This is a genomic window from Arthrobacter sp. B0316-1-20, assembly GCF_059091865.1.
Genome location: NZ_JBNHHC010000034.1, coordinates 14,325 through 39,925 on the forward strand (window position 1 = coordinate 14,325; position 25,601 = coordinate 39,925).

A 25,601-nucleotide genomic window follows, 5' to 3' on the forward strand; every position below is an offset into this window, starting at 1 on the left:
GGGCCCCTCAGGGCCCCCGGCGCCGGATGCAAGTCAGGAGCGGTAGATTGAGATGGCGTTGGCGGCGATGATGTCCTTCTCGCCGCTGCGGACCTTGGCCCCGCGCCGTTGATCGTCGACGTGCGAGCTGGTGTAGAGCAGCTCGAAAGGAATTTTTTCGCCGCGGTGCTTGCCGAAATCCTGCAACGATCCTGGACCGGGCATCACGATCTTTTGCGGCCGGTGCCCCCCGTTGATGACCACCAGACCGTCGATCATGCCTTGCGGCGACCCCATCAACAGTTGGACCATGCGGCAGTCCGGGTCGTTCCAGTCATCCGGCGTCATCGGTTCGCCGTCGGCATTGAACCAGAGCAGGTAGGAACTCTCTTCCCGCCCCGGATAGTTGTAGGGCTGATGCGCCAGGAAGGAGCGGCGGATCTGGATCAGCCGGCGGGTGGCATCGAACATGCGGTGTTCACGCTCATCCAGTTGCCAGTTGGTCCAGGCCAGGGCGTTGTCCTGGCAGTACGCGTTGTTGTTCCCTTGCTGGCTCCGCCCGATTTCGTCGCCGGCGCAGATCATTGGCACGCCGAGCGACAGCAGCAGCGTGGCCATCAGGTTCCGCGCCGTCCGCTCGCGCGCATCCAGGACCCGGCTGTCCCCGGTATGCCCTTCGACGCCGTGGTTGTAGCTGCGGTTGTGGTCGTGGCCGTCGCGGTTTTCTTCGCCGTTCGCCTCGTTGTGCTTGCGGTGGTATGACGTCAAGTCGGCCAAGGTGAAACCGTCATGGGCGGTGACGAAGTTCAGTGAAGCCAGCGCCGTGCGGCCGGAACCGGCGAACAGCTCGGTGGATCCGGCCAGGCAGCTGGCCAGTCTGGCCACGGTCCCGCCGCGGCCGCCGGACGCCGCGGCTGCTTGGTCAGCCAGCCAGAAATCACGGACGGTATCGCGGAAGCGGTCGTTCCAGTCGGCCCAGCCCGGCGGAAAGTGGCCGGTCTGCCAGCCACCGTCGCCCAGGTCCCAGGGTTCGGAAATCAGCTTGGCTCCGGACAAGACGGAGTCGGCGCCGACGGCCACCAAAAACGGATGGCGGGGATTGAAGTGGTTATGCCCATCCCGGCCCAGGGACACGGCTAGATCGAAGCGGAAGCCGTCGATGTGGAACTCTTCCACCCAGTAGCGCAGCGAGTCCAAGGCCAACTGGATCACCCGCGGCTCGTTGAAGTTCATCGTGTTTCCGCAGCCGGTGGTGTCCAGGTAGTTCCCCTGGCCATCGTGCCGGTAGTACACGTGGTCCGCCAGGCCGCGGAAGGAGTACGTGTCCTGGTCTTTCCCACCCTCGGCGGTGTGGTTGTAGACCACATCCAGGATCACCTCGATCCCCACCGAGTGCAGCTTCTTCACCATCGTGCGGAACTCGTCCTGCACCGCCCGGGGGCCTGCGGCTTGGGCGGCCGCGGTGGCGTAGCCCGGCCAGAGCGCGAAGAAGCCCAGCGTGTTGTAGCCCCAGTAGTTAACCAGGCCCAGCTCCTGCAGGTGCGGCTCGTCCAGATGGTAGTGCACCGGCAGTAGCTCCAGCGTGGTGATTCCCAGTTCCAGCAGGTAATCAACCATGACCGGATGCGCCAAACCGGCATAGGTGCCGCGCAGCTCCTCGGGAATCTCCGGGTGCAGCATGGTCTGGCCCTTGACGTGGCACTCGTAGACCACCGTGTCGCGCCACGGTATGTGCGGGCGGGCGTCGTTCCCCCAGTCGAAGCCGCTGGTGACGTACACCGAACGCAGCACGCCGCCGTCGTCGTCAATGGCCCGGCCATAGGGGTCCAGCAGCAGCTGCCCCGAGGCCGGGAGCGCCTCGCCGTGCGGCCAGAAGGCGTAGCGGCTGCCGGCATCCAGCCCTTTGACGGTGCCGTGGTGGACGCCGTCGGTGAAAGCATTCAGCTCAACGCACTGCCCCACACCGGCGGCGTCCTGGAAGTGCACGTCCATGGTGGCAACCCCAGGGGCGAACACCGCCACGTTCACCGCACCCGGGGTCGGCGGCACGCCCGGGGCAGTCTCGCTGATGCCCAACGGGAAGGCACGCGAAAGCTGTTGCGGGCGGACGCGCAGCTTGGGGGCGATGCTCTTGGCGTGACGGGCCAAACGGTCCAGCTCCTAGCGGGCTCGCTGTCGCGAGATTTCGTACAGGCTGATGCCCACCGCCATCGAGGCGTTGAGCGATTCCATTGCCGAATCGATCGGGATGGAGACGATCTGGTCGCAATTTTCGCGGACCAGCCGGGAGAGGCCCTTGCCCTCGGATCCAACGACCAGGCACACCGGCTCGGTGGCCAGGGACAGGTCAGGCAGCGAGACGTCGCCCTCGCCGTCCAGTCCCAGCACAAAGATGCCCAGCTGCTGGAAGGCCTTGAGCGTGTTGGTCAGGTTGTTCGCCTTGGCCACGGGCACGCGCACGGCCGCGCCGGCGCTGGTCTTCCAGGCGGAGGCCGTCATGCCCACGGAGCGGCGCTCGGGCACGACCACGCCGTGGCCGCTGAAGGCGGACGCGGAACGGATGATGGCGCCGAGGTTGCGCGGATCGGTAATCCCGTCCAGTGCCACGAACAGCGGGGCGTTGTTGATGTAGCCCTTCTTGAACTTGGCCATGGTTTCCTCGGCCAGTTCCAACGCGTCCTGGTATTCGTAGGGCGGGATCTGCAAGACCAAGCCCTGGTGGACGGCGTCGTCGGTCATCCGGTCCAGTTCCGGCTTGTGCGATTCCAGCACCGGGACGCCGCGCTCGGCGGCGATCTTCAGGGACTCCTTGACGCGGTCGTCCATCTCGATCCGGACCGCTACATGCAGCGCCTTGGCCGGCACCCCGGCGCGCAAAGCTTCCACCACTGAATTGCGTCCGGTCACCATCTCGCCGGCGGACTTGCCGCGGCGGGCGGAGGGGCCGCGCTGGCCGCCTTGGTGTTTGGCGGCTGAGCGTTCGGAGAGCTGCTTGCTGCGGTACGCCTTGTGGTAGGGGCGGTCTTCGGCCTTCGGCGTCGGCCCCTTGCCTTCAAGCGCTTTGCGCCCGTGGCCGCCGGTTCCTGTGGTGGGTCCCTTCTTGGACTTGCGCACCGCTCCGGGGCGAGGTTTGTTGGCCATCGAAAACTACCTTTGGTGTTGGGGAAGGTGCGTTCCCACTGGCGTACACCGGCGGTGGCCGGCTAGCCCGACGGGAACCGTCTGGCTTAAGGGTACCGCCAACCGTGCAAGCTGCCGTCAGCCGAGGCTCCAGTTCACGCCCTCGGCCGAGTCCTCCACCACAATTCCGGCCGCGGCCAGGGTGTCGCGAATGGCATCGGCGCGGGACCAGTCCTTTGCTGCCCGGGCCGCACGGCGCTCCTCCAGCTGGGCGCGCACCAGCGTGTCCAAGGCCTGGTGGGCAGCGGTGTCCGCGCTGCCGGAGTGCCAGTGCGGGTTTAGTGGGTTGATGTGCAGCACATCGGTCATCGCCATGACCTGGTGCAGCGCGCGGGTGGCTGCTTCCTTGTCCTTGGCGTCCAGCGCAGTGTTGCCGGCCCGCACCGTTTCATGGACCGCGGCCAGCGCCTGCGGCACGTTCAGGTCGTCGTCCATCGCGGCGGCGAAGGCCTCCGGCACCCGTTCCGTGACCATCAGCCCGAACTGCCCCTCGCCGTAGAGGAACTTCAGCGCCCGCTGCATGAAGCCCTCAATACGCTCCACCGCGGCGGCCGCTTCCACTAGGGAGCCGGGGTTGTAATCCAGCGCGGACCGGTACTGTGCCTGGCCCAGGTAGTAGCGGACCACCAGCGGCCTGGCGTCCTGCAGCATTTGCGCCGGGGTGATGATGTTGCCGATCGACTTGGACATCTTCTCGCCCTCGAAGGTGACCATGCCGTTGTGCATCCAGAAGTTGGCGAAACCGTGGCCGGCTGCCCGGGACTGCGCCACTTCGTTCTCGTGGTGCGGGAACCGCAGGTCCAGTCCGCCGCCGTGGATGTCGAACTCGGTGCCCAGGTATTTGGTGACCATGGCGGAGCACTCCAGGTGCCAGCCCGGCCGGCCGGCGCCCCACGGGCTGGTCCAGCTGGCGGTCTCCGGCTCCCCTTCCTTGTGTCCCTTCCACAGCGCGAAGTCGCGCGGATCCTTCTTGCCGCGCGGGCCGGCGTCGGGCGCGGCCTGCATGTCCTCGATCCGCTGGTGCGTCAGCGAGCCGTATTCAGGCCAGGAGCGCACGTCGAAGTAGACGTCGCCTGAATCGTCCAGCGCAGGGTAGGCATGGCCGCGGTCGATCAGCTGCTGGATCAGCCGGTGCATCTCCGGGATGTGCCCGGTGGCGCGCGGTTCGTAGGTGGGCCGTTCCACACCGAGCGTGTCGTAGGCCTTGGCGAACTCCTGCTCATAACGGTAGGCCAGCGCCCACCAGGGCTCGTTCGGCACCGGCACCAGCGGATCCTCGGCCGCATCCGGGCGGAAGGATTCGGCGGACTTGACCAGGATCTTGTCGTCAATATCCGTCACGTTGCGCACCACGGTGACGTCATAGCCGCTGTAGCGCAGCCAGCGGGTGAGCTGGTCGAAGGCGATGGCCGATCGGATATGCCCCACGTGCGGGTCGCCCTGCACCGTGGCACCGCAGTAATAGAGTCCCACATTGCCCGGAACCAGCGGGACGAAATCGCGGACTTGTGCGGTGGCGGTGTCATAGAATCTCAGGCTCACCGCTCTAGCGTAGCCGCGCGCGCGGTACCGGTGCGAACCGCTGTCTGGTTCCGCCCGGTGCGCGTCCACCGGTTCGAACTCGTGCCAACGGTCCGCCGGGTGCGTTGCTGAAAGCCGTGCGTTGCTGAAAGCCGTGCCTTGCTCAGGGCAGCGGTACAACGACGGCGGTGGCCACCGCCGCGATCCCCTCGCCACGGCCGGTGAACCCCAATCCGTCACTAGTGGTGGCCGAGACACTGACCGGTGCGCCCGCGGCCTCGCTGAGCACGGCCTCGGATTCCTGCCGCCGGGGCCCGAACTTGGGCCGGTTGCAGACCAGCTGGACCGCAATGTTGCCGATCTCGAACCCGGCCTCGCGGACAATCCGGGCGGCCTCGGCCAGCAGCTGCACGCCCGAAGCGCCCGCGTACTCCGGCCGGTCGGTGCCGAAGTGCGTGCCCAAGTCGCCCACTCCGGCGGCGGAGAACAGCGCGTCGGCGGCGGCGTGCGCAGCAGCATCGCCGTCGGAATGGCCGGCCAGGCCCTGCTCCCCCTCCCACAGCAGTCCGCCCAACCACAACGGCTGAGGGTCGGCCGAGGTGGCGAAAGCGTGCACGTCCACACCAATGCCGGTGCGCGGGATGGGGTACGGGAATTCAGACACGGTCAGCCTTCCATGATGTGTCGGGGCTGGCGGGCGGCCAGCAGGGCTTCGGCCACGGCCAGATCAAGCTGCGTGGTGATCTTCAGGGCCTGCGCCGAGCCGGGCACCAGCATGACCTCCACGCCGCTGCGTTCCATCAGCAGCGCCTCATCGGTGATGCCGTCGGCCTCGCCCGGTGCCAAGCCGGCCAGCCCGTTATGCGCTTGGGCCAGCGCCGCGGCGTCGAACCCCTGCGGCGTCTGCACGGCCCGCAGTTGCGCGCGGTCCACCGTCGCTGCCACTTTCTCCGGTGCGATGTCCGCCTCCGCTCCGGTGCTCGGCGTCGCCGTCTTAATGGTGTCCACCACTGCTACCGCAGGAACGACGGCGCGTGCGCCGGCCGCCAGCGCGGCCGCGACCCGCTGGAACACCTCGGGCGGGGTGAGTGCCCGGGCGGCGTCGTGCACCAGGACCGACGTGGTGCCCTCCCCCAGCCCGCGCAGCGCGGCGGCGACCGAGGCCGCCCGGGAGGTGCCGCCGTCGACCGTTGAAATTGCTACCTCCGGATGGTCCGCAGTGAAGTCGGCACAGACCTGCCGCAGCGTTGTATCCCCGGCGGGAACGGCCACGCAGATCCGTGATGCGACCCCGGCTGCCAAGACGCCGCGCAGCGCGTGCGCGAGGATCGGCTCACCGGCCAGCGGGACCTGTGCCTTCGGCAGGCCGTAGCCCAGCCGCGTGCCGGAGCCTGCCGCCACCACGATCACGCCCACTGATGCCTGTGCTGTGCTCATCCCCCTAGCCTAATCGGCGAACCCGGGCCGTCCGCGGCATGCAAAAAGCGGCCGGCACCCTGTGGGGATGCCGGCCGCTTTGGAGCACAATCAGGAGGCGAGGACCTCGTCGAGGACCTCTGCTGCCTTGTCTTCGTCGGTTTTCTCGGCCAGCGCGAGTTCGGAAACCAGGATTTGCCGTGCCTTGGCCAGCATCCGCTTCTCGCCCGCGGAGAGGCCGCGGTCATGGTCCCGACGCCACAGGTCGCGGACAACTTCCGCTACCTTGATGACGTCGCCGGAGGCCAGCTTTTCCAGGTTCGCCTTGTAGCGGCGGGACCAGTTGGTCGGTTCTTCGGTGAACTCGGCACGGAGCACATCGAACACATGCTCGAGGCCTTCCTTGCCCACCACATCGCGAACCCCGACCAGGTCCACATTCTCCGCCGGAACTTCAATTGTCAGATCGCCCTGGGCAACCCGGAGCTTGAGATACATCTTCTCTTCACCTTTGATGGTGCGCATTTTGATCTCTTCGATCTTTGCGGCACCGTGGTGAGGGTAAACAACCGTCTCGCCGACCTCAAATACCATCTGTAGTATCCCCTTTCCCGACCACTAGTTTACCACGGATGATTTAGCCACTTCCGCGAGTTTGCAGGGCTAGCAGGCTGTCCGGGGGCTAAAATACAGCCCTTGACCCCCTTGACGGATCATCGATTTGATGCATCTGAGCGGATTCTTACAAACGTCGAATCCTACTTTTCACCGGTTTGCCGCTAGGCTAGGCGAGGCAAGCTGCCTAGATCTGCAGCACCGCACCTGATTGATACTGAGGAGTTTCTGCCGTGAAGATTGCGCCGAAGAACCGTGTGCAGCGCACCCTTGTAGCAGGCGCCGCCGCGCTCACCCTGCTCGCATCGACCGGATGCGGCGCAATCAACGAACAGGCCACCACCAAGTCCTACTCCGCCAGCGACGGCATTGTGGCCAACGTTGGCCCGATCGGCCTGCGCAACCTGATGGTTGTTGCCGAGAACGCAGACTCCACCGGCCGCCTCCTCGGCACCGTGGTGAACAGCTCCGACTCCCCCGTGCAGCTGAGCCTGACGGGCTCGGGCAGCACCGCCACCGTCACCGTTCCGGCCGACGGTCAGATCCGCTTTGAGGACGACGCGAACAAGACCACCGTGGACCGCCCGGGGGCCGCTCCCGGCGCCCTGGCCAATGTGACGGTCCGCGTGAACAACGAATCCGCGGACGTGAAGGTCCCGGTGCTGGACGGCACGCTGCCGGAGTACAGCAGCTACATCCCCACCCCGGCGCCGACCAAAACGTCCGCGCCGAAGGAAAGCACAGCACCATCGGGCGAGGCCACCGAAGAGTCCGGCGCCTGATCCCACGGTCACAGCTCAAAGGCCGGGCCGCTTCCCTTCCAGGAAGCGGCCCGGCCTTTTAGTTGGCTGGCGGTGCGGCGGGCTTACGGTTCGAACTTGTAACCCAGCCCGCGCACGGTGACCAGGTAGCGCGGTGCCGACGGATCGGGCTCAATCTTGCTGCGGAGCCGCTTGACGTGCACGTCAAGGGTCTTGGTGTCACCCACGTAGTCGGAGCCCCAGACCCGGTCAATCAGCTGCCCGCGGGTCAGTACCCGGCCGGAGTTGCGCAGCAGCATCTCCAGCAGTTCGAATTCCTTCAGCGGCAGCGACACCGGTTCGCCGTCCACGCTGACTACGTGCCGTTCCACATCCATCCGCACCGGGCCGGAGGATACGGTGTTCGGCACCAATTCCTCCGGTTCGCCCTGGCGGCGCAGCACCGCACGCACCCGGGCCACCAGCTCGCGCGAGGAATAGGGCTTGGTGACATAGTCGTCGGCGCCCAATTCGAGTCCCACGACCTTGTCGATCTCCGAGTCCTTGGCGGTGAGCATGATGACCGGCACCGAGGAACGCTGCCGCAACTGCCGGCATACCTCCGTTCCGGACTGTCCCGGCAACATCAGGTCCAACAGGACCAGATCCGCGCCCGACCGGTCGAACGCCACAATGGCTTCCAGCCCGTTATCCACCACCTCGACTTCGAAGCCTTCTTTACCCAACAGATAGCTCAACGGATCGCTCAGCGACTCTTCATCTTCGACGACCAGAATGCGGGTCAAGCACCGACTCCTTGTTCATGCGCCACACCGGCGCCCTGCGTACGCGGCTCCACGGATTCAGTGGTGCCGCCGTCTTCCTGCTCCATTTCCGGCAGCCGTATGGTGAAGGTGGAGCCCTGGCCGGGCTGCGACCACACCGATACTTCCCCGCCGTGTTGGGAGATGACGTGTTTAACAATGCTCAGGCCCAGGCCTGTTCCACCGGTCTGCCGCGAGCGGGCGTCGTCGAGGCGGTAGAACCGCTCGAAGATCCGGTCCTGCTGGTCGGGGGTGATGCCCGGGCCCTGGTCGGTCACCGAGACGGTCGCCAGGCCTTCGCGCACGCGCAGGCCCACGCCGACCTTGCTTCGTTCCGGGGCGTAGCGGATCGCGTTGTCGATCAGATTCCGCAGCGCGGTGGTCAGCAATTCGGCGTCGCCGAAGACCGGAACACCAATACTTCCGCCCACCGACAGTTCAATGTGGCGGCTTTCCGCGGTGAGCTTGTTGCGGTCCACGGCTTCGGCGACCACTGCGTTCAGGTCCACCTCGGTGCCGCCCTGCACCACGTCCGCGCCCTGCAACCGGCTCAGCTCAATAATGTCCTGCACCAGCGCGCCCAGCCTGCGGGCTTCCTTGTGCATGCGGCCGGCGAAGCGCCGGACGGCTTCCGCGTCGTCGGCGGCATCGTCGATGGCTTCGGCCAGCAGCGAGATGGCCCCGACCGGCGTCTTCAGCTCGTGCGAGACGTTGGCGACGAAGTCGTTGCGCATCGCCTCGGTCCTGGTGATTTCGGTCCGGTCGTCGGCCAGCAGCAGGATGTACTCCTCGCCGATCGGCGCCACCCGCACTTGCACCACAATGGTGCCCTGGCCCAGCGGTCCGCGCGGCAGTTCCAATTGCCGCTCTTCAATCACGCCGTCGCGGCGGACCCGGGCAGTGAGCTCCAACAGTTCGGAGTGCACCATCGTATGGCCGCGGACCAGCCCGAAGGCGTAGGCGGCCGGACTGGCGCGCACCACGCCGTCGATCGCGTCCACCACTACGTAGGCGCGGCCGACGACGGACAGCACCTCGGCAGCGCCGTCCGGCAAGGTGGGCTCGGCAACTTCCTGCAGCCGGCGCCGCTGGCGGTCGCTCAGGCCGAACGCGAGCACGCCGAAGCTGCCCAGCGCCAAGCCTACGAGGCCTGCCAGCAGGCCAATAAACAGTGGATCCACGCCTCTAGCTTAGGCGCAGCGTCGCACAGCATCTGGCCGATCCAGTAGTAATCGTCAGGGCGTTCAACTAACGTTCACCTGAGGCAACGTAATAGTTAACCGCAGCCTGACAAGGTGTGATGCGAATGGGATGCTAGGTCCCGTATGCTCACGAACACAAGCGAAAGGACGCCAGTGCGCAAGGTTTTCCAGGCCGAGCTCCATCAAGTCGGAGAACAGCTGGTAGAAATTTCCCGGCTCGTCACCGAGGCAATGCAAAAGGCAACCACTGCGCTCGACACCGCAGACATCGAGTTGGCCCAGGAAGTCATTGCCGCCGACGCCCGAATTGATTTCCTCCAGACGGATCTGGACGAGCGCTCCATCGACATCCTGGCGCTGCAAGGGCCGGTCGCATCCGACCTGCGCATGATCGTGGGCGCACTGCGGATGAGCACCTCGTTGGAGCGGATGGGTGACCTTGCCCGGCACATCGCCCAGCTGGTCCGCCTGCGCTACCCGGACTACGTGATCCCCGAGTCAATGCGCGCCACGTTCCGGGAGTTCGCGGTGCAGGACATTGCGATCTCGGAGAAGCTGACTGAAATGCTGGAGACCCGCGACCTGGACCTCGCCGCCCAGATCGACGTGAGCAACTCCCGCGTCAATGAACTGCACGCCGGCGTCTTCAAGGCCATCGCCGATCCGGCATGGAACTCCTCCGGACCGACCACGGTGGACGTCTCGCTGGCCAGCCGCTACTTCGAGCGCTTCGCCGACCACGGCGTCTCGGTGTCCCGCAAGGTGACCTACCTGGTGACCGGCGAGTGGCGCCCCAACGCCCAGTCGATTTAGTCAGACCCTTAAACGGTAGGCCGACTCCCCCGCGGGGAGTCGGCCTTCCGGTTTAAGCCAGCGGTTACTTCTTGCCCTGATTGGCCACGGCCTGGATAGCTTCGGCCGCGGCGTCGGCGTCCAGGTAGGTGCCGCCCGGGTTGACCGGCTTCAGGTTCTCGTCCAGTTCGTATACCAGCGGGATGCCGGTGGGGATATTCAGCCCGGCAATGTCATCGTCAGTGATGCCGTCCAGGTGCTTGACCAGCGCGCGCAACGAGTTGCCGTGGGCGGCCACCAGCACGGTCTTGCCCGACGTCAGATCCACGGAGATGTCCGACTCCCAGTACGGCAGGAAGCGCTCCAGCACATCCTTGAGGCACTCGGTCCGCGGAACATTGTCGCCCAGATCCGCGTAGCGCGGGTCGTTGACCTGCGACCACTCGCTGGCGTCGTCCAAGGCGGGCGGCGGGGTGTCGTAGGATCGGCGCCACATCATGAACTGTTCCTCGCCGAATTCGTCGCGGATCTGGGACTTGTCCTTGCCCTGTAGGGCACCGTAGTGGCGCTCATTCAGCCGCCAGCTGCGCTTGACGTCGATCCAGCTGCGGTCGGCGGCTTCCAGCGCAATGTTGGCGGTGACAATGGCGCGCTTCAGCCGGGAGGTGTACAGAACGTCCGGCAGCAGGTTGTGCTCCACCAGCAGTTCGCCGCCCCGGTGCGCTTCCTTGCGTCCCAGGTCGGTCAGCGGGACGTCAACCCAGCCGGTGAAGAGGTTCTTTTCGTTCCAGTCGCTCTGCCCGTGGCGCAACAGGACCAGCGTGTGTTTCGAAGTGGCTGTCATGGCAGCAATCCTAGCGGAGTGCTGCCCGACACCGGCGGCTCCGCCGGGACGTTACGCCGTCGGACCGGCTGGTGGAGGGAAGAAATTCCCGCGTGAGCTTGGGCACAATCGGCCCCACTGCGACCTGAGCCGGGCAGCAGTTCGCTTATTCTTTTTTTTCGTGCCCCAGACCACCACGACCGCCAGCCGGCCGGTCCGCCGACCCATTGGAACTGTCACCCGGGGCACCACCAATCCCAACCGACTGCGGCGAATGGACCGCTGGCTAGCCGGCCCCGAAGCCACCCGCCTGCGCCGGGCGGTGGATCCGCTGGTCATCGACCTGGGCTATGGAGCCGCGCCAACCACCGCCGTCGAACTTCACCACCGCCTCTGCCGGGTGCGCGCCGATGTTGAAGTGATCGGCATTGAGATCGAACCGGCCCGCGTCGCCGTCGCCAAGCCGCTGGAACGCCCGGGCCTGAGCTTCCGCCAGGGCGGGTTCGAAATCCCGGTCTCCGGCCGGCGTCCCGCGGTGGTCCGCGCCTTCAACGTGCTGCGGCAGTACCCGGAATCCGAATTCGGCGCAGCGTGGGACACCGTATGCGGCCGGCTGGCCTCCGGCGGGTTGTTCGTCGACGGCACCTGCGATGAAATCGGACGCCGGGCCACGTGGATCGCCGTTGCCCCGGAAGGGCCGCTCTCGCTGAGCATCTCGCTGCGCTTCGGCGCGTTCACGCGGCCGTCGGAAGTGGCCGAACGGCTGCCCAAGGCCCTGATCCACCACAACGTCCCCGGCGAGCCGGTGCACCGCTATCTGCGGGCGCTGGACAGAGCCTGGGCGGATGCGGCTCCGCTGGCCCCGTTCGGGCACCGGCAGCGCTGGCTGGCCATGTGCAAATCAATGCACGACGCCGGATGGCCGGTTTTGGATGGCCCCTCGCGCTGGCGTCTGGGTGAGGTCACCGTCGCGTGGAAAGCGGTCGCTCCCAAACCGCTGTACGGATAACGCCCGGAATCGCCCGGGCGCTGGGCCAGATCAGCACAGTCGGATGCGTTGTTGCGGTCCACTTACCAGGGGTAAGCCGAACCGCCGCCCTTGACCTCGATCAGGGCGGGCTTGACGTCCGCCAGGTAGACGCCGGCCGCGGCGGCGGCAGCCAACTGGAAGATCATCCACGTACCCAGGCCGCCGGCCCCCAAAGCGGCCAACGCGCCGACTGCCGTGGCGGCCACCAGCACGCCGAGCCAGAACCCCTTGGTCTTCTTGAACGCGGCCTGAAAATAGTCGGCCTTGCGGCCCACGCAATCGGCCAACGCCCACAGTTCAATAACCAGGGCGATCAGCCCCAGGACCATGTAAAGCCAGTACTGGATCTCGTAGGCAAGTTGCACGCCTTAAGCCTAACTGGTGGCGGTATGTTTCGGCAGCCTCACACGTCCGCCGCGATCAGCGCCTGGTCGAGGTCCGCCCACAGGTCGGCAGGGTTCTCGATCCCTACCGAGAGCCGCAGCAGGTCCTCCGGCACGCTGTCCGGCTCATTGACATGGCGACGGCGCCGCTCGATCAGCGACTCGACCCCTCCGAGCGAGGTTGCTGGCAGCCACAGCTGCAGCGCGTCGATGACCTTGTCCGCGGCGGCGGCACCACCCTTGACCTGGATGGCGATGATGGAGCCGAAGCCGTCCATCTGGGCGGCGGCGCGGGCATGACCCGGATCCTCGGGCAGGCCCGGATACCGCAGGGCCTCCACCGCCGGGTGCTGCTGCAATTTACGGGCCAGCTCGCCGGCGGTGGCCTGCGAGCGCTCGATCCGCAGCGCCATGGTCCGAACTCCGCGCAGCGCCAGCCAGGTTTCGAACGGTCCGGCGATGGCCCCGTGCAGCGACCGGTGCACCAGCAGCCTGGAGCGCAGCTCTTCGTTGGAGGTCACGACGGCGCCCAGCACCACGTCCGAATGGCCGGCCAGATATTTGGTCACCGAATGCACCACGACGTCGACCCCCGCCGCCAGCGGACGCTGCCCCAAGGGCGTGGAAAAGGTATTGTCCGCGACCACGATGGCACCGGCCTGCTGCGCGGCGCTGGCAAGAACCTCCATTTCGGCGATCTCGAGCATCGGGTTCGTTGGGCTTTCCAGCCACAGCATGTCGGCGCCGCCCAGCTGCGCTGTCACGGCGTCGGTGTCCGCAATGTCCACCGTGCGCAACTGCAGTTCGCCCCGCTCGGCCAATTGCTCGGCCATGGCCAGGCTGCCCTGGTAGCTGTGCCGCGGCATCACCAAAACGCCGCCGGAGGGAATCAGCGACAACGCGGCCGAGACGGCGGCCAGGCCCGACGCGAAGACAAGGCCGGGCAGCGAGGCGCCCTCCAACTCGGCCAAGGTCTCCTCAAAGGGATCCCAGGTCGGGTTGGAGTAACGCCCGTAGGCGCGGTCTCCTTGGACCACTTCGCCACGGCCAAAGAAGGTGGAGGACAGCACCACCGGCGGATTGACCGGGGCATCGTGGTCCCGAGGCGGGCGTCCGGCAGACACCACCACGGTGTCCGGAGCAAGATGCTCGGCATGCTGAAGGTCGCGGGAGGAGGCGTCGGTCATGACAGCAGATTAGTACCGGCCGCCATTCACACGTTAACTGTGACCGTCCCGCGTGCACCGACGATTCCGGCTAGGCTAATCAGGTGAGTTCCGACCGCCAGCCCGCCCACGCCAGCGGCCTCTTCATCGCATTCGAAGGCGGGGATGGGGCCGGAAAATCAACCCAGGCCACCGCCGTCGAGCACCGCCTGCGGGCGATGGGCCGCACGGTGCTCCGCACCCGGGAGCCGGGCGGCACGCCGGTTGGCGAAAAGCTGCGTGCGCTGGTGCTCGAACACGGCCACGGCGAGATCGATGCCCGCACCGAAGCGCTGATCTTTTCCGCCTCCCGCGCCGCCCACGTGGAACAGGTCATCCGGCCGGCGCTGGAACGCGGCGACGTGGTGCTGTGCGACCGCTTCATCGACTCCTCGGTGGCCTACCAGGGTGCCGGCCGCGGGCTCGGCCTGGCGGAAGTCTGGGAGCTCAACCTGTGGGCCACGGAGCGGCTGCTGCCGGACCTGACCGTGCTCTTGGACGTCGCCCCGCAGCAGGGCCGCGACCGCCGAACGGCCGGCGACGCTGCCGAAGACCGGCTGGAGTCCGAGCCCGACGATTTCCACTCGCGGATCCGCGGGGCGTTCCTGGAGCTGGCCGGCGCTGCCCCGGAAAAATACCTCATCCTGGACGCCGGCGCCGCCCGGGAGGACATCACCGCAGCCATCATGGACCGGGTTCAGGAGCTGATCTCATGAGCGTCTGGTCCGACTTGCCCGGCCAGAGCGCGGTGATCGAACAGCTCAGCCGCGCGGCGGCCGCCGAACGCCCCGCGCACGCCTGGCTGTTCACCGGCCCGCCCGGCTCCGGCCGCAGCAACGCCGCCACGTCCTTCGCCGCCGCGCTGCTCTGCGAACAGCAGGATCCGGCCGAGCGCGGCTGCGGAACCTGCCACGCCTGCCACACCGTGCTGGCGGGCTCCAACGCGGACGCCACCCTGGTGGCCACCGAGAACGTGACCTTTTCCATTCAGGAGATGCGCGAGCTGGTCGGCAAGGCGCAGGACAAACCGTCCTCGGGCCGCTGGCGTGTGATCATCATCGAGGACGCGGACCGGATGACCGAACGCACCACCAATGTGCTGCTCAAGGCCATCGAAGAACCGCCACCGCGGACCATCTGGATGCTGTGCACTCCCAGCCCGGCGGACGTGCTGGTCACCATCCGGTCGCGCTGCCGCCCGGTCAGCCTGCGCATTCCGCCGGCCGACGACGTTGCGGCGCTGCTGGTCCGCCGGGACGGCGCCGATCCCGACCTGGCCGGTTTCGCCGCCCGGGTCTCGCAGAGCCACATCGGTGTGGCCCGCCGCCTGGCCTCCGACGCCGACGCGCGGCATCGGCGCGACACGATTGTTCGGCTGCCGCTGCGGCTGCGCGGGGTGGCCGATGCCGTCACCGCCGCCGGCGAGCTGGTGGAAATTTCCAACGCCGACGCCGCGGCCGCCTCTGAACAGCGCAACGAAGCCGAGCGCGAAGCGTTGCTGATCGCGTTGGGCGCGCCGGAAAAAGGCGCCATGCCACCGGCCATCCGCAGCCAGCTCAAGCGGCTGGAAGAAGACCAGAAACGCCGTGCCAAGCGCAGCCTCAGCGACTCGCTGGACCGGGTGCTGATCGACCTGAGCACCTTCTTCCGGGACGTGCTAACCCTGCAACTGGGCACCGGCACAGAGTTGGTCAATGACTACCTGCGCCAGGACCTGACCAACTACGCGGAACGTTCCACCCCCGAACAGACGTTGGGCAGGATGGACGCCATCGCCCAGGCCCGGCAGCGCCTTGGCACCAACGTTGCCCCCGTTTTAGCCATGGAAGCCATGGCCGTCAGCCTGCTCTGAGTCCGACCCGAATTTCGTTGCAGCACTACCCAGGAGCCGCCCGCATGCCCCGCACCAGCCACAGGCACCCCGCAACCACGCTGCGCCATTCCGCTGCGGCGGTGCTGGCCGCCGTCGTCCTTCTGCTGGGCTCCGGCTGTTCGGTGATCGCACCGGAACAGGCACGCGGGCCCGCGGACCCGGCCCAAGTGACCGACGGTGTGGCCGAAGAGCTGATGCCGTTCTACACGCAGACCGTTGACTGGAAGCCCTGCGAGAACGGTTTGGAGTGCGCCAATATAGACGTGCCGCTGGACTACGCGGACGCCGGCGGCGAGAAAATCAAGATTGCCGCGATCCGCAGCGACGCCGGCGGTTCCGCCCAGGGGTCCATTCTGGTGAATCCGGGCGGTCCCGGCGCCTCCGGCTACGACCTGCTGCGCGACGGCCTGCAGACGATGTTCTCCAAGCAGCTCCGCAGCGACTACGACCTGGTTGGCTTTGACCCGCGCGGGGTCCAGCGGTCCGCGCCGGTGACCTGCCAGACCGATGCCGAACGCGATGAGGCCCGGCAGACTGACTACAACCGCGACTCGGATGCGGATATTGAGCGGGCCATCGACGACGCCGCCAAACTCGCCGCCAAGTGCGCGGAGAAGACGGGTCCGGTGCTGGGACATGTTGACACGGTCAGCGCCGCCAAGGACATGGACATCCTGCGCGCTGTGGTCGGTGATGAAAAGCTGAACTACCTGGGCTTTTCCTACGGCACGTTCCTGGGTGCCACCTATGCCGGGCTTTTCCCGGAACGGACGGGACGGATGGTGCTCGACGGCGCGCTGGATCCCGCGCTGAGCAACGAGCAGGTCACGCTGGGCCAGGCGGCCGCTTTCGAGAAGGCCATCCACGCCTACACGGCGTACTGCCTGGACAATGCCGACTGCCCGATGAGCGGCAGCGTGGACCACGCCGTTGACCAGTTGCGGGACCTGATCCGCTCTGTCGAAGAGAGCCCGCTCACCGCGCCGGACGGCCGCTTGGTCCCGGTGGGCACCTTCGTGTCCGGCCTGCTGGTCCCGCTGTACAACGACGCCCTTTGGCCGGAGCTGACCCAGGCCCTGAGCACCGCGTTCCGGGGTGATCCCAGCAGCATGCTGTTGCTGGCCGACGCCGGCGCCGGACGCGATCCGGACGGCCACTACACCAACAACACCACGGACGCGTTCATGGCGATCAACTGCCTGGACTACCCGATGGTGACCGATCTGGCCGGTATGCGGCAGGACGCCAAGGAACTGGAGCAGGCCTCCCCCACCATCGGCCGCTACCTGGCCTTCGGCGGGGTGAACTGCCGGGACTGGCCGTACGAACCAACAGGTGAACCCGCCCCGATCCACGCCGAGGGCGCCGCCCCCATGCTGGTGATCGGCACGACCGGGGATCCGGCCACCCCCTATGAGTGGTCCGAATCGATGGCCGCGCAACTGGAGTCGGCGACGCTGCTGACCTACGAGGGCGAGGGGCACACGGCGTACGGGCGCGGGAACACCTGCATCCGCGAGGCCGTGGACCGCTACTTCGCCGACGGGACCATGCCTGCCGAAGGCACCGTCTGCTCCTAGGCCGGCCCGCCCGGCGGGCTGGTCCGTTTTGACCGCCCCGCCACGGCTCCCATATAGTTGTTCTTCGTGGATTCAGCCCGGTAACGGTGCAGCGTCCCGCCTCCTTAGCTCAGTCGGTAGAGCGTTTCACTCGTAATGAAAAGGTCGCCAGTTCGATTCTGGCAGGGGGCTCCAGCAAACCCTTAGGACCCATGGTTCTAAGGGTTTTCGTATCCCTGAGGACTCAGAAGGTGGCATGCTGGCCCGGTAGACCCTTGTTCTCCTGGGTTGCCTCGGTGCATTCCCGAAAGGAACTCCCTGATGCGGCACACGCCCGCCTACCTGATGACCGATCCGGCCGAAGTCAAGCGCTTGATCCGGAACAACCCCTGGGCCACCTTCGTTTCGGCGACAAGCAACGGCCTGGTTGCCTCGCACTACCCGGTGTTGCTCGCGGAAGACCGTGACGAGATCACCATCGTGAGCCACTTCGGCCGCCCCGACGAGACCTTGCATGAGCTAGGCAGCCACGAAATTCTCGTCATCATCCAAGGCCCACACGACTATGTATCCCCCAGCTGGTACGCACCCGGCGATCTGGTCCCGACCTGGAACCATGTCACCGCACATCTTTACGGAACGCCGGAAATCCTCAGCGATGAAGAGAACTACGACATGCTCACCCGTCTCACCGACCACTTTGAGCAGCATCATCCGGGCGGCCGGCACCTCAGCGAAGACGAACAAGGAACCCGCCGCATAGCCAAGGGCACCGTCGGACTGCGGATGCTCGTGGAACGGTTCGACGCGAGAGCGAAGCTCAGCCAGAACAAGCAGCCCGACATCGTGCAGAACGTCATCGCCCAGCTGGAGCAGGGCAACCCTGCCCTCGCCCGAGAGATGCGACGAACACATACCCCGTCCGCCGGCGAGTGATGCCCGGCCAGAGGTCCGTGGGTTTCGGTGGCCGTCGCACCTTCGGGAAGAATGGGGAAGGCCGCCGCTGCATGCCCGGTCACCGATGACATGTGTTTGGAAAGAAGGACAACCTTGGATTACCGCCTGATCATCAACCAGGGCAGGGTGGCCGATCGCACCGAAGGCGCCCTCGTCGGGGCGCGGAAGGCCGGACGTGCGTTGGCCGAGCACCTGTCGGTCGAGGCGACCGTTGTGGGTCAGCCGTCGCCGGCGATCCAGGATGACTGGCGGCCGGCCCTTGACCAGGCAGCGGAGACTCTGCGCGGGCTCGCCGACGCCGTCGGCTCGTCCCTGGCCGCCGGCGAGATACCGCTGTTGGTCACCAACACCTGCGCGGCCAGCCTGGCCACCCTGCCTGTGGCAGCGGAAAGGTATCCCGACGCCGTAGTCCTGTGGATCGATGCCCATGGGGACTTCAACACGCCGGACACCACCGAGTCCGGCTACCTCGGCGGGATGGCGCTGGCGGGCGCCTGCGGACTGTGGGACAGCGGCCACGGCGGCACTGTGGACCCGCGGAACGTGATTCTGGCCGGCGCTCGGGACATCGACGCCGCCGAGATGGACCTGCTTCAGCACGCCGCGGTCACCATCTTGTCACCGGAGCAGGCCACCCCGGAGGCGGTGCTGGAGCTCGTTGCCGGCCGCCCCGTCTGGATCCATGTGGACTGGGACGTGCTGGAGCCCGGTTACATTCCCGCCGCTTACCAAATTCCTTCCGGGCTGCTGCCCCGCCAGGTCGCCGCGGTCTTTGCGGCGCTGCCCACCGAGAGTATCCGCGGCGTGGAGCTGGCCGAGTTCGAAGCCGGCGACCCGGACGTTCCCGAAGCGCTGAGCGTCGAGCTCATCGTGGAGACCTTCCAACACCTGCAGCAGCCGCTGGAACTCCAACGCTAGGTAGCGGGCGGGTGTTCGGTCGTGACAGTGCCGGCGTCGCCGTCGACGTGGATCCGCTGGCCGCTGGTGATGCGGCGGGTGGCCACTGCCGTGCCGAGCACGGCGGGGATGCCGTATTCCCGGGCCACGATGGAGCTGTGGCTCAAGGGCCCGCCGACGTCGGTGACCACGGCCGAGGCCATGGCGAACAGCGCCGTCCAGGCAGGAGTAGTGATGCGGGCGACCAGGACATCGCCGGGCGCCATCCGGGCGAAGTCCTCCGGACCGCTCAAAACCCGAGCGGGAGCGCTGACCCGGCCGGGACTGGCTGCTATCCCTTTGATGGTGCCGTCAGCCTGCTGCGGACGCGCGGGCATCATGGACCCGAAGGCTCGTTCCATCAGTCGGCTCTCGGGTAGCATCTGCGGGGCGGCAGCTTTGAGCTGGCCGCGCCACAGCATCTTGCGCTCCTCGACGGCGTCTGCCCGGACTGGACGGTCTGCTCCGGTGATGACTACCGCCGGGGTTCCGGGCTGCTCCGGGCCCCGGATTACCGGGGCTTCGCGGGTCCGCGGGGCGGCGAGGCCGAAGTCGACGGCGCTGGCCAGTTCCTGGCGGCGCAGCCAGAACACGTCGGCGGGCTCTGCGATCACGCCGGCGTCGACCAGCCGTTGTCCGAGCTCCAGCAGCATCCGGCGGACCAGCGGCCAGGCCAGGCCGACGTCGGCCAGGGCGTCCTCGCGGATGGGTGCGGCGTTCTGCGCCCACCGCAGCAACCGGAAGAATGCGGCGGCCCTGCGGGTTTGCCCGAGCCGGGCGGCGATGCGGTTGGTGTGGTCCTCCCTGCGGGCGGCCGACGTGCTCTGGCGTTCGTACGGGTCTTGGCCCTGGCCGCGCAGGTAGAACTTCACCGTTTCCAGCAGTGGTGAAGGATCATCGGCAGGCACCGAATGAATGAAGTCGAGGTTGAAGACCGCATGCCCGAAACGGTCGAGGTGGGCCTGCAGCCGCGGCTGCCACTGCCGCCACAGGGTAGGATCCACTCCGGCTGGAGGGGTTTGCGCGCGCTGTGATTCGGCCAGCACTGTTGCCGGCGTATCAAGGAGCGCTGTGACCAGCCCCGGCACATCGCGGGCCCAGGCAGCGAGGTCATAGAGGGACTTTTCCGCCCGGATGGGTTCGCTGTCATAACCCAGCAGGAACGTCACCGCGGGCGGATCTTCGGTTCGGCGGACGGCCTTGTTGTAAAACGCGGTGAAGCAGATTTCGCTGGTCGCGGCAAGCGGAATGATCGACTGCACCGCCGTGTAGTACACGGCACAAGCATCCACCAAGGACTGCATGCCCCCGATCAGTTCCTCGCCCGACAGTTCCCGTACCGGCTTCGCCGACCACTCCGCAACGATCCGCTCGTAGCGGGGGTGGGAGTATTCCCGCCATCCGGTGATCCCCATGTGGGCCTTGCCGCGCACCAGTGCCATCATCGCGGTGGGTGTCCGGCCCATCATCCGCACCATCGCCCGGCTGCGGTAGTAATAGTAGGCGTAGCCGTTGACGGTGGGCAGCCCCACATCGCCGTCGTGAATCACGTTCTTGCCCACAGCTTCGTCCATCAGGACTCTGAGCGACCGCGACACGGCGCCGTCAATCAGGTCAGCAAACAGCGGCGAGAGCGGGTCCGGCAACTGTTCCACGATGCTCGCGCGGAAGTAGAGCCCGTTGCGGTAGGGCAGGGGCCAGCTGACCGGGGGGTCAGCCGCCGGTTCAGGAAGCGCCGTAACGGGCCGCGACTGGAGGAAGAAAAACCCGTCGCCGGTTCGTGCCCACTCGATGTCCTGCGGCGCCCCGAAGTGGTCCTCGATCCGTGCTCCATAGCGGGCCAGTCCCGTAGCTGCCGGATCATCCAGTACCTGCTGGCGGCGGAGCTCCTGCGGAACCGGCTGCTCCCGGGTGCCCTGCTCCGCGTCGACAGTCATGACTTCCTTGCCGGCTGTCTGCCGCGCGAGCACGCGGCCAGTCGCCGCGTCGACGACGATGTTGTCGGGGGTGACCGTGCCGCTGACCACGGATTCGCCCAGGCCCCAAGCGGCGCTGATCACGATCTGGTCGCGGCGGCCGTTGGCCGGATTGGCGGTAAACATGACCCCGGCCGCGTTGGCGCTGACCATCCGCTGGACCACCACCGCCAGGCGCACCGACGCAGGTCCGATGCCTTCACGCGCCCGGTAGGCCATGGCGCGGGCCGTCCACAGCGAGGCCCAGCAGTCAGTCACGGCGGCGGCAAGGGCCTGGGCGCCGTGCACGTTGAGGTAGCTGTCCTGTTGTCCGGCGAAGCTGGCCGCGGCGAGGTCCTCGGCGGTGGCAGAGGAGCGCACTGCCACCGGCGTATCCCCGTTACCTAGCCCCTGGTACGCAGCGCCGAGTTCAGCGGCGACGTCGTCCGGCATAGTGCCGCCGGTGAACAGGGCGCGGATCTGCTCCGAGGCCCGCTGGTAGTCCTGCATCGCCGCTTGCGGTCCCAGATTGGCCAGCTCTTGGATGCGCGCCGCAAGGTGATTGGCATCAACGAAAGCTGCATAGGCCGCGGTGTTCAGCACAAAGCCCGGGGGCACCGGTACCCCGGCTCGGATGAGGCCGCCCAAGCCAACGCCCTTGCCACCGGCGGCGGCAAGATCCCCTTCTCCCACATCGTCGAATGGGTTGATGTAGGCCATGAGCGTGCGTCCGTTCCGCCCGGCACCGGGCCGTCGACACTGGCACCTGATTGCCAACATGATGGCACGGCCGGATCCCAGAGGCCATGGTGGCGATGGGCTGATGCCGGCTAGGGCTGCCCTGCGCCGCCGCGCTCCAGGCCGGCCAGCAGGCGCTCGGCCTCGGCTAGATCCGACAGGACGACGGCGGCGTGGCGACGCACGTTCTCGACCCCGGTCGCATAGTCCTGGGTGCCGCCGAGCCTCGCCATGGCTGCTGCCTGCGCTGTGGCAGCCAGCGAGTTGCCGGCCTTGGAGAGGCTTCGGTGGACCTCGGCCAAGGCGCCGCCCGGGATGTCCAGGCCGTCGGTTGGATGCATCGATTGCGCCGCAACACAGCAGTTGCGCACCCGGGGCAACAGCGCCGCCAACTGGTTGGCGATGGGCAGCAATTCGCCGTAGAGTCCGTCGTCCTGCACGCCTTCGAGGACTTGATGGTAGCGCTCCAGGGCACGGCGGAAGCGGTCATGCGCGCGGCGCCAGATACCTTTGCCGAGGTCCTTATCGTCCCGGCGGGCCTGCCGGGCAACGCCGAAGAGCGCCACGGTCCTAGAGGTACTGCCCGGGACCGACGTGGCGTTCGCCGCTCTGGCCGGCGTTCTCCCCCTCGGCTCCGGGGGCGCGGCGCGGTTCGCCGTCGTCGCCGATCACGACGCCCGGCGCAATCATGGTGCCGGGCGGCAGCTGGCGCATCTGCATCCGCGCCGCCATCTGTTGGTTGATTGCCTGCTGTGCTGCGATGGCGGTCTGGATTCCGTGGAACAGGCCTTCCAGCCAGCCGACCAGCTGCGCCTGGGCAATCCGCAACTCGGCGTCCGACGGCGTGGAATCGTCGGTGAAGGGCAGGTTGATGCGGTGCAGCTCTTCGACCAGCTCCGGTGCCAGCCCGTCCTCGAGTTCCTTGACGGACCGCTCGTGGATTTCGGCCAGACGGGTGCGGGCGGCGTCATCGAGCGGTGCACTGCGTACTTCTTCCAGCAACTGGCGAACCATGGTGCCGATCCGCATCACCTTGGCCGGTTCGTCCACCAGGTCCGCGAGTTTGGAGCCGCCACCGCGGCCGGACCGGGGCGCGTCGGCGTCGGCCTCCTCGGGCTGCGGTTCACCGCCATCCTGGCGCTGGCCGGATAGTGCGCCGACGATGACCGGTTCTTCGGGCTGCGACGTCTGCTCTTCGCTCATGTTTTCATCTTGCCAGAGACAGCCACCCGGCGCAGACCGGACCCCGTCCCGGTCCGGGCGGGACGGTGCCCGCACCGGAACGTTCCTTTTCAACGCTCGGGTGCGGGCACCGCCTCGTTATTCTCGAGTCAGCAGCAGCGGCCCTGCGGGTTGTTCTCCTGCCGGTCCGTCTTGTCCCGCCAAAACTCGCGTTCGCTCATCGGTTCAGTGCCGGGGTGGGCCCGCCGGTGGTGTTCCAGATAGTCCTGGTAGGCGTGTTCGCCCATCACTCCTTTGAAGTACCAGGCGAAGCTCCGCCAGCCGCGCCGTGCCTGGGGCCAGTTAATGCTCGACATCATGTCCATGCCGCCTTGTCGCGACGGGCAGTGCGTTCCACTGTTTCTCCAGTTCCTTCTCCTGCCGAGTGGCAAAGAGGCTCGCCGGCCCGTAGGTCGAGGAGACAACCGCCGGATCCTCGTGCGACGGTTCCCCGCCCAGCCGCCAGGACTTGTAGGTGGCCCAGAGGGCGGTGGCGATGACGATGATGGTCAGGACCACGAAAATGATGGACAGCGTGCCCTGCACCGCGGTGTTGCGGACCACCGCCTCCATTTCAGACACCGAGTGCGCGTTCCCCAAGCTGGTCTCGCCGGCAGCCAGGGCATTGCGGTTGGCGATGTTGTTGGCCCAGTAGCCCACCTTCACATCAGGGCTGAAGATCTTCAAGATCGAAGCCCAGACGGTGATGACAGTCACGAAGGCCAGCGGCAGCGCGATGATCCACAGGTACTTGAACGCCCCGCGCTTCGCCGCGATCGCCAGGCAGACCGCGAGCGCGATGGCAGCCAGCAGTTGGTTGGCAATGCCGAAGAGCGGGAAGAACGTATTGATGCCGCCCAATGGATCGGTTACGCCCAGGATCAATATGTACCCCCAGCCGGCCACCATGATCGCTGTGCAGATCCAGACGCCGGGGCGCCAGGACATGTTCTTGAACTTCGGCAGGACATTGCCGATGGTGTCCTGCAACATGAAGCGGGCCACCCGGGTTCCGGCATCAACCGCGGTGAGGATGAACAATGCCTCGAACATGATGGCGAAGTGGTACCAAAAGCCCATCATCGCCACGCCGCCAATCAGCCCGTGCATAATATGCGAGAGACCGACGGCGAGGGTGGGCGCGCCGCCGGTCCGTGAGACCACTGATTGCTCGCCGACGTTGCGGGCCAGTTCGGTCAGCATGTCCGGCGTCAGGTTCACGTTAGACAAGCCCAGGCTGTTGACGAAGGCCACTGCACCTTCCACCGTGCCACCCGTCGCCCCCGCGGAAGAGTTCATCGCGAAGTAGATCCCGCGGTCGATCGAGAGGGCCGCGACCAACGCCATGATGGCCACGAACGACTCCATCAACATTCCGCCGTAGCCAATGAAGCGGGTCTGCTTTTCCTTGTGCAGCATCTTTGGCGTGGTACCGGAAGCAATCAGCGCGTGGAATCCGGAGATTGCGCCGCAGGCGATGGTGACGAAGAGGAACGGGAACAGCGAACCGGGGACTACGGGCCCGTCGGACCGGCCGGCGAACTCGCTGAAGGCCGGGACGTTGATCTCAGGCCGGACCAGCACAATGGCCAGCGCCAGCATCAGGATGGTGCCGATCTTCATGAAAGTGGAAAGATAATCGCGCGGGGCGAGCAACAGCCAGACCGGCAGCACAGCCGCGATGAAGCCGTAGATGATGATGCCCCAGGCGATGGTGGTCCGGTCCAGCGTGAAGATTGCCGCACCCCACCCGGTTTCGGCGATCGCCCCGCCGCCGATGATGGCGGCAATGAGCAGCACGAAACCGATGATGGAGACTTCACTGACCTTGCCCGGCCGGAGGAAGCGCAGGTAGATGCCCATGAAGAGGGCGATCGGGATGGTCATCGAAACCGAGAAGACGCCCCAGGGCGACTCGCCCAGGGCGTTCACGACGACCAGGGCGAGGATCGCCACGATGATGATCATGATGGCCAGCGTGGCAATCAGAGCCGCGATGCCGCCGACGACGCCGAGTTCCTCACGGGCCATCTGGCCCACCGAGCGGCCGCCGCGGCGCATCGAGAAGAACAGCACCAGGTAGTCCTGCACCGCGCCGGCCAGGACGACGCCGACGATGATCCACAAGGTGCCGGGCAGGTAGCCCATCTGCGCGGCCAGGATGGGCCCGACCAGCGGACCGGCGCCGGCGATAGCGGCGAAGTGGTGGCCGTAGAGCACCCGCCGGTCGGTGACGACAAAATCCTTGCCGTCCGCGTTGTACTCGGCCGGTGTTGCACGCCGATCGTTGGGGCGGGTCAGCTTGTTCTCGATGTACTTGGAGTAAAAGCGGTAGGCGATGAAATAGGTGCACACCGCGGCGAAGACGAACCAAATCGCGTTGATCGTTTCACCCCGGGAAAAGGCGAGCATGCTCCAGCTGACCCCGCCCAGCAGCGCGATGGCGACCCAGATAACGATCTTGGTAGGCGTCCACTTATATTGCGCGGCCTCCGCAGCCGGATCCAGCGCTACCGGCGGCAGGTTCGGGTCCTGGACCAGCACGTCGGAATCCGGCTCATTTCCGGCTTGCCCGGACAGGGCCCCGGCGGGTTTCTCACTCATGATGCTCCCCCTTCGTGGAACGCCGATGCTATTAACGATGCACCGTAG

At 66.7% G+C, this 25,601-nt stretch carries 24 protein-coding genes and 1 tRNA gene; 9 read left to right on the forward strand and 16 right to left on the reverse strand.

The window, feature by feature from the left end; translation table 11 throughout:
• Positions 1 to 33: 33 nt before the first annotated feature.
• The 6 genes from glgX to AC5RW2_RS32475 form a co-directional block, all read right to left on the reverse strand.
• Positions 34 to 1,971, reverse strand: coding sequence for a glycogen debranching protein GlgX (gene glgX / locus AC5RW2_RS32450; RefSeq protein WP_493952670.1), 1,938 nt, complete (start codon positions 1,969 to 1,971; stop codon positions 34 to 36).
• Positions 1,972 to 2,139: 168 nt separating this feature from the next.
• Positions 2,140 to 3,120, reverse strand: a complete 981-nt coding sequence (rlmB, locus tag AC5RW2_RS32455; protein ID WP_493952664.1) for a 23S rRNA (guanosine(2251)-2'-O)-methyltransferase RlmB — start codon at positions 3,118 to 3,120, stop codon at positions 2,140 to 2,142.
• Between the two features lie 117 nt (positions 3,121 to 3,237).
• The gene (gene cysS, locus AC5RW2_RS32460; protein WP_493963817.1) at positions 3,238 to 4,701 is read right to left on the reverse strand and encodes a cysteine--tRNA ligase; all 1,464 of its coding nucleotides are present in this window, start codon (positions 4,699 to 4,701) and stop codon (positions 3,238 to 3,240) included.
• Positions 4,702 to 4,843: 142 nt separating this feature from the next.
• Positions 4,844 to 5,344 carry a 2-C-methyl-D-erythritol 2,4-cyclodiphosphate synthase gene (ispF, locus tag AC5RW2_RS32465; protein WP_493963818.1) on the reverse strand — a complete coding sequence of 167 codons (501 nt, stop codon included), beginning with the start codon at positions 5,342 to 5,344 and terminating at the stop codon, positions 4,844 to 4,846.
• Between the two features lie 2 nt (positions 5,345 to 5,346).
• Complete coding sequence (gene ispD, locus AC5RW2_RS32470) at positions 5,347 to 6,117, reverse strand: 2-C-methyl-D-erythritol 4-phosphate cytidylyltransferase (RefSeq protein WP_493963819.1); 771 nt, start codon at positions 6,115 to 6,117, stop codon at positions 5,347 to 5,349.
• 90 nt (positions 6,118 to 6,207) lie between these two features.
• The gene (locus AC5RW2_RS32475) at positions 6,208 to 6,690 is read right to left on the reverse strand and encodes a CarD family transcriptional regulator (RefSeq protein WP_127513280.1); all 483 of its coding nucleotides are present in this window, start codon (positions 6,688 to 6,690) and stop codon (positions 6,208 to 6,210) included.
• A gap of 254 nt (positions 6,691 to 6,944) precedes the next feature.
• Between AC5RW2_RS32475 and AC5RW2_RS32480 the strand changes: the two genes are divergently transcribed.
• Positions 6,945 to 7,493 (forward strand): hypothetical protein, encoded by a 549-nt coding sequence (locus AC5RW2_RS32480; protein WP_493952668.1) that lies wholly within the window; start codon positions 6,945 to 6,947, stop codon positions 7,491 to 7,493.
• Between the two features lie 83 nt (positions 7,494 to 7,576).
• Here AC5RW2_RS32480 and AC5RW2_RS32485 read toward each other — a convergent pair whose 3' ends face one another.
• Together AC5RW2_RS32485 and AC5RW2_RS32490 are read right to left on the reverse strand one after the other, a co-directional pair.
• Positions 7,577 to 8,257: a winged helix-turn-helix domain-containing protein gene (locus AC5RW2_RS32485; protein ID WP_493951826.1), complete on the reverse strand. Its 681-nt coding sequence runs from the start codon at positions 8,255 to 8,257 to the stop codon at positions 7,577 to 7,579.
• Positions 8,254 to 9,456, reverse strand: coding sequence for a sensor histidine kinase (locus AC5RW2_RS32490; RefSeq protein WP_493951827.1), 1,203 nt, complete (start codon positions 9,454 to 9,456; stop codon positions 8,254 to 8,256). The genes AC5RW2_RS32485 and AC5RW2_RS32490 overlap by 4 nt, the downstream gene beginning before the upstream one ends.
• Before the next feature lie 174 nt (positions 9,457 to 9,630).
• Between AC5RW2_RS32490 and phoU the strand changes: the two genes are divergently transcribed.
• Positions 9,631 to 10,290, forward strand: a complete 660-nt coding sequence (phoU, locus tag AC5RW2_RS32495; protein WP_493951828.1) for a phosphate signaling complex protein PhoU — start codon at positions 9,631 to 9,633, stop codon at positions 10,288 to 10,290.
• 64 nt (positions 10,291 to 10,354) lie between these two features.
• Here phoU and AC5RW2_RS32500 read toward each other — a convergent pair whose 3' ends face one another.
• On the reverse strand, positions 10,355 to 11,113 hold the full coding sequence (locus AC5RW2_RS32500; RefSeq protein WP_493963820.1) for a phosphoglyceromutase: 759 nt from the start codon (positions 11,111 to 11,113) through the stop codon (positions 10,355 to 10,357).
• A gap of 253 nt (positions 11,114 to 11,366) precedes the next feature.
• On the opposite strand from AC5RW2_RS32500, the gene AC5RW2_RS32505 reads away from it, so the two are divergent.
• Positions 11,367 to 12,101 (forward strand): class I SAM-dependent methyltransferase, encoded by a 735-nt coding sequence (locus tag AC5RW2_RS32505; RefSeq protein WP_493952093.1) that lies wholly within the window; start codon positions 11,367 to 11,369, stop codon positions 12,099 to 12,101.
• 62 nt (positions 12,102 to 12,163) lie between these two features.
• Here AC5RW2_RS32505 and AC5RW2_RS32510 read toward each other — a convergent pair whose 3' ends face one another.
• Complete coding sequence (locus AC5RW2_RS32510) at positions 12,164 to 12,487, reverse strand: DUF2516 family protein (protein WP_493942139.1); 324 nt, start codon at positions 12,485 to 12,487, stop codon at positions 12,164 to 12,166.
• A gap of 38 nt (positions 12,488 to 12,525) precedes the next feature.
• Complete coding sequence (locus tag AC5RW2_RS32515; protein WP_493963821.1) at positions 12,526 to 13,692, reverse strand: trans-sulfuration enzyme family protein; 1,167 nt, start codon at positions 13,690 to 13,692, stop codon at positions 12,526 to 12,528.
• A gap of 83 nt (positions 13,693 to 13,775) precedes the next feature.
• Between AC5RW2_RS32515 and tmk the strand changes: the two genes are divergently transcribed.
• The 6 genes from tmk to AC5RW2_RS32545 all read left to right on the forward strand — a co-directional run bounded on the left by tmk (position 13,776) and on the right by AC5RW2_RS32545 (position 19,017).
• Positions 13,776 to 14,426, forward strand: coding sequence for a dTMP kinase (gene tmk / locus AC5RW2_RS32520; protein WP_493951831.1), 651 nt, complete (start codon positions 13,776 to 13,778; stop codon positions 14,424 to 14,426).
• The gene (locus tag AC5RW2_RS32525; protein ID WP_493963822.1) at positions 14,423 to 15,562 is read left to right on the forward strand and encodes a DNA polymerase III subunit delta'; all 1,140 of its coding nucleotides are present in this window, start codon (positions 14,423 to 14,425) and stop codon (positions 15,560 to 15,562) included. Before tmk ends, AC5RW2_RS32525 begins: the two co-directional genes overlap by 4 nt.
• Positions 15,563 to 15,606: 44 nt before the next feature.
• Positions 15,607 to 17,163, forward strand: a complete 1,557-nt coding sequence (locus AC5RW2_RS32530; RefSeq protein ID WP_493963823.1) for an alpha/beta hydrolase — start codon at positions 15,607 to 15,609, stop codon at positions 17,161 to 17,163.
• A gap of 98 nt (positions 17,164 to 17,261) precedes the next feature.
• A tRNA-Thr gene (locus AC5RW2_RS32535) sits at positions 17,262 to 17,337 on the forward strand.
• A gap of 126 nt (positions 17,338 to 17,463) precedes the next feature.
• The gene (locus AC5RW2_RS32540; protein WP_493951919.1) at positions 17,464 to 18,078 is read left to right on the forward strand and encodes an FMN-binding negative transcriptional regulator; all 615 of its coding nucleotides are present in this window, start codon (positions 17,464 to 17,466) and stop codon (positions 18,076 to 18,078) included.
• Between the two features lie 114 nt (positions 18,079 to 18,192).
• Positions 18,193 to 19,017: an arginase family protein gene (locus AC5RW2_RS32545; RefSeq protein ID WP_493951920.1), complete on the forward strand. Its 825-nt coding sequence runs from the start codon at positions 18,193 to 18,195 to the stop codon at positions 19,015 to 19,017.
• On the opposite strand, the gene AC5RW2_RS32550 is transcribed toward AC5RW2_RS32545, so the two are convergent.
• The 5 genes from AC5RW2_RS32550 to AC5RW2_RS32570 form a co-directional block, all read right to left on the reverse strand.
• Positions 19,014 to 21,710 carry a PEP/pyruvate-binding domain-containing protein gene (locus tag AC5RW2_RS32550; RefSeq protein WP_493963824.1) on the reverse strand — a complete coding sequence of 899 codons (2,697 nt, stop codon included), beginning with the start codon at positions 21,708 to 21,710 and terminating at the stop codon, positions 19,014 to 19,016. The two genes, AC5RW2_RS32545 and AC5RW2_RS32550, sit on opposite strands and share 4 nt — an antisense overlap.
• A 110-nt stretch (positions 21,711 to 21,820) precedes the next feature.
• A complete protein-coding gene (locus AC5RW2_RS32555; protein ID WP_493951922.1) occupies positions 21,821 to 22,294 on the reverse strand; it encodes a hypothetical protein in 474 nt (157 codons plus the stop codon).
• 4 nt (positions 22,295 to 22,298) lie between these two features.
• Positions 22,299 to 22,931: a bacterial proteasome activator family protein gene (locus AC5RW2_RS32560; RefSeq protein WP_493951923.1), complete on the reverse strand. Its 633-nt coding sequence runs from the start codon at positions 22,929 to 22,931 to the stop codon at positions 22,299 to 22,301.
• Positions 22,932 to 23,059: 128 nt separating this feature from the next.
• On the reverse strand, positions 23,060 to 23,269 hold the full coding sequence (locus tag AC5RW2_RS32565; protein ID WP_353917306.1) for a YbdD/YjiX family protein: 210 nt from the start codon (positions 23,267 to 23,269) through the stop codon (positions 23,060 to 23,062).
• Complete coding sequence (locus AC5RW2_RS32570; RefSeq protein WP_493951925.1) at positions 23,253 to 25,553, reverse strand: carbon starvation CstA family protein; 2,301 nt, start codon at positions 25,551 to 25,553, stop codon at positions 23,253 to 23,255. Before AC5RW2_RS32570 ends, AC5RW2_RS32565 begins: the two co-directional genes overlap by 17 nt.
• Positions 25,554 to 25,601 lie beyond the last annotated feature (48 nt).